General features: G+C 56.1%; 1 protein-coding gene. It reads right to left on the bottom strand.

Translation table 11 applies throughout. From position 1 onward, the window contains the following. Nucleotides 1-521 precede the first annotated feature (521 nt). Nucleotides 522-3011, bottom strand: coding sequence for a GcvT family protein (locus EN939_RS24730; RefSeq protein ID WP_127270312.1), 2490 nt, complete (start codon nt 3009-3011; stop codon nt 522-524). Between the last annotated feature and the right edge of the window lie 767 nt (nt 3012-3778).

The raw sequence follows: 3778 nt of genomic DNA, 5'->3' as shown, positions 1-3778 counted from the left end.
GCCTGGACATTCGCTGTCCCCTCGATTCGCCGCCGCCGAACCGAGTGAATCACGCTCCGCGCCACAAGGGAATCGCAAAACCGAATTGCAGGAAAACAGCCCCAATAAACCGCTAATCCTGCAATTCAAAAGACGCTATCCGCCTCAATCAACAGGCCAGATCAATGGCTTGCGGATAGTTCACGGCGACTGTCCCGAGTCCGGTGGTCCTCCTCGACCTGAGGGTTAGAAGCTTTTCCAAGCCTCTCGCGCAACGCCGAGACCTCGAGCCGATCGCCAGGGCGTTGCACTTACGAGTCGAGCGCCGTTCTTGAGCTTCTCGTGCACCACGGTCTTGCGATCAACCCTCGCATGCGTCCCGCTTCGACAGACTCGCCCTAAGTGAATTGCACCAGATTCGCACAGGCTACAAAGTGAACAGAGCTAACGGACAGATCGGGGAGCACGTCAACGAAGACTATGTCCGACGCCGCGTGCGAACTCCGATTGCTTGGGCTGACCTGGTCCGCTTGGATCCAAAGTCAAGCCCGCACCCGCTCGCTCTTCGGGTCATACATTGGTTTAAGCGAGACTTCGGCGGCAAAGCGCTCGCCAGCTATCTCAATCTCGTAAGAAGAGGAAAGGAGAGCTGCCTCGCTCTCACTTTTGCAAGGTACATAGCCAAGGCCGATGGCTCCTCCAAGCGTATGACCGTAGCTTCCGGAGGTGATGGTTCCCGCAATCCGACCGTCACGGAAGATGACCTCGTTGTGGTGAAGTAGTGGACTGGGGTTTTTCAGCCGGAACTGAACCAGCCGACGGTCGAGCCCCGCTTCACGTTTTCTCAGCACCGCATCTCTCCCAATAAATCCTGGCTTTGCCGTCTTGACGGCGAAGCCCAACCCCGCTTCGAGCACATGATCCGCGCTGCCAATATCATCGCCAAGATGCCGATATGCCTTCTCGATGCGGCATGAGCCAATGGCATGCAGTCCACACAGCTTGAGGCCAACATCTGCGCCCGCCGCCTCAATTACTTCGAAGACATGCGCGGCTTGATCAGTCGGGACGTAAATCTCCCAGCCCAGTTCGCCGACATAGGTCACTCTATGCGCTCGCGCCAAACCCATTCCGATTTCAATTTCCTGGAAGGTGCTGAAGGGATTGTTGCCATTGGAGAAATCATTCGGGCTAACTCTGCCGAGCAGTTCGCGCGAATTCGGCCCCATGACCGCGAGAACGCTTTCCGAGGCGGATATATCGGTGATAACGACGAACTCGTCGCCTACATGCCGCCTCAACCAGCACAGATCGCGTTGCAGATCGAAGGCCGACACCACGAGCAGGAAAGCAGTCTCGCCGAGACGACTCACCGTGAGATCGCTCTCTATCCCGCCCCGCTCGTTTAGCATTTGTGTATAGACGATCCGGCCGACCGGCACCTCGACGTCGTTGGAGCAGAGCCGTTGGAGAAACCTGCATGCGTCTCGTCCCTCCACTCGGATTTTCCCGAATGGACTCAAATCGAAAATACCGACCCGTTCACGCACCGCCACATGCTCTTCGCGCTGGTTTTCGAACCAGTTCTGGCGGCCCCAAGAGTACCGATATTCGCGCTCCTGGCCCTCTCGGGCAAACCAGTTGGGTCGTTCCCAGCCTGCGGCTTCGCCGAACACGGCTCGGCGCGCTCTAAGGTGTTCATGAATTGGTGACCGTCGAATTCCGCGCGATGTTGTCATTTGACGGGCGGGAAAGTGGTCGGCATAGGTAAGCCCCACGATCTCCGTAACCCGCTCCTTCAGGTAGGAACGATTCTTCTGAAACGGCTGCATCCGACGGATGTCAACTCCTGAAACGTCGAGAGGCGGTTCGCCGTCATTCATCCACTGCGACAGAATAAAGCCCGCTGGTCCTGAGCCGGCTATCCCTCCCGTGTTGTAGCCACATGCTACCCAATAGCCCCTCAGGTTAGGAGCTTCTCCTAGGTGGAAGCGATCGTCAGGCGTGAAGCTCTCAGGTCCATTGAAGAAGGTGCGAATACCAACCTTGCCCAACATCGGCATGCGCTTTAGGGCCTTCTCCATAATGGGTTCGAAATGCGCAAAATCCTCTGGCAACTGGTCAAAGCAAAAGCTTTCGGGAATGCCGTCCATACCCCATGGCTTAGCCTTCGGTTCTACCGCCCCAAAGAGGATCTTCCCTGCATCTTCTTTGTAGTACGTATGTTCGTCCGGAACCCGAATGATCGGCAGTCGTGTAAGCCCTTCTATTGCCTCCGTGATCAAATAGAAATGTTCACAAGCATGCAAGGGAATCGCCACGTCGCTTCTAGAGCCAAATTCCCGAGCCCACATTCCTGCACAGTTTACCACGTGCTCTGTTTCAATCTCTCCACGCTCGCCATTCTTCTCCCACGTCACGCTTGACACCCGGCCGTTTTTCGACCGAACGCCGGTTACCTTCACTCCTTCATAGATGGCAGCACCGCGTTGCCGTGCGCCCCTGGCAAGCGCCATCGCGACATTTCCTGGATCACATTGCCCATCATTAGGGAAATGAAGCGCAGCAGAGACGTCCGACACATTGACATGAGGGTACATTTCCTCAAGTTCGCTGGAGGAGATTTTTCGCACCTCTACCCCGAAGGCGTTCGCGACCGAGAACTGCCGCAATAGCTCGTGCTTCCGCTCATCGGTAAGCGCGAGAGCCAACGAGCCGACACGGCGCAATCCAGTTGAAACCCCCGTCTCTGCTTCCAAGCTGGAGTAAAGTTCCATCGTGTACTTTGCCATATTTGTCATATCGGCAGAGCCGCGCAATTCGCTCAGCAATCCGGCAGCGTGCCAAGTTGTTCCGCAGGTCAGTTGCTTACGCTCGAGCAGAATTACGTCGGTCCATCCGAGCTTTGTGAGGTGATATGCAACCGAGCACCCGGAAATACCGCCCCCGATTATGACCGCTCGGGCTTTAGCCGGCAGTGATTTCGCTCCAGATGAGTCGGCAACTTCGTTTAGGGTTGATGCATTCTTCATGGAAATTTAAGCTCCTAGTTAAAGGCTTTTCTCAACATCTTGCAGGTCAGTGGTCGGCCACGCGGCAAGGCGGAGCTCAAAGCGAGCTGGCGGCGGCCCCGGTGTTTTCTATGTTGGCGCGCGCGTTGGCGGGCGCATCGACGAGCCAGAAACCAAGCACGCGACGTTTATGAAGATAGCGGGCTCACTCGGACAGCTCCCCTTCGGCCTGAAAGTTTCAGCGTCGAGCATTGCTATTTTTGCCATTGCTTTCAGTGGGTAATTCATTCACCGAGAGGTGCCTACGTCAAATTCAGTCTATATATTAACGCCATCTGGTTTCGAGATTCTCGGTCCGGTGTAGGTGGAAATGGAGTGTCAGGACATCGCCGAGCCTTGTCCTAGCCACACCTGTGGCGTGGAAAAGAAAAAGGCGCGACGGGCAGCTCTGCGGGCGAGCGCCACAATCTTCTCACCCCGGCCGTTCTGCTTCACCTACGTTGAACTGGGAACGTACTCAGGCCATCCGGAACGGCGTCTGCGGTCTTGATCTGCTCAGTCCACTTCCAGGATGTGCCGCAAGGCTGGGAAAACGAGGCAAATCGCCGGTCGGTTTCTAAATGGCGCTGCGGGGCCATTGCCTGCAAACAGCCACTTAGTCATGGCGACAAACATCCGGAGGCAATGGTCACCGGCAAAGTTTGAGAATGTTAATCGAGATGATGCCCGTCATAGGCGGTTTTGCAGCTCCGGCAGAATGACGAAGAGATCGCCGACGAGGCCGTAGT

It is taken from the genome of Mesorhizobium sp. M7A.F.Ca.CA.002.05.1.1 (assembly GCF_003998335.1).
In the GTDB taxonomy this organism is placed as follows: Bacteria; Pseudomonadota; Alphaproteobacteria; order Rhizobiales; family Rhizobiaceae; genus Mesorhizobium.
The sequence above is the reverse complement of the archived record's forward strand: the minus strand, read 5'-3'. Positions and strand labels throughout refer to the sequence as shown.